Origin of the sequence: Streptomyces sp. URMC 124 (assembly GCF_051386455.1) — a bacterium.
In the GTDB taxonomy this organism is placed as follows: Bacteria; Actinomycetota; Actinomycetes; order Streptomycetales; family Streptomycetaceae; genus Streptomyces.
In genome coordinates this window covers 1-255 of record NZ_JBPQTS010000534.1, presented here as the reverse complement: position 1 = coordinate 255, position 255 = coordinate 1, and the positions used below count along the sequence as shown (strand labels likewise).

At 51.8% G+C, this 255-nt stretch carries 1 protein-coding gene; it reads right to left on the bottom strand.

Going from position 1 to position 255, the window contains the following annotated elements:
- A partial coding sequence (locus ACSNOG_RS33610) for a uroporphyrinogen decarboxylase family protein (RefSeq protein ID WP_436756455.1) occupies positions 1 to 255 on the bottom strand: 255 nt, incomplete at both ends.

Here is a 255-nt window from a genome sequence, read left to right as displayed (position 1 = left end):
ACATCGGCTGCAGTACGAATCGGTTGATCGATAACGGGACCAATATTTTTCACAATATCGAAGTCGACCCCGATCGAGGCAACGGGATTCATGATGTCGGAATATAGAATCGCCGCATCTACACCTAGCTTCCGTACCGGCATCAGCGTCACTTCAGCCGCAAGCTCGGGCTGGCTGCAAATTTCCAGAAGGGAGTATTTCTCTTTAATCTTTCGGTACTCCGGGTCATAGCGCCCGGCCTGCCGCATGTACCAT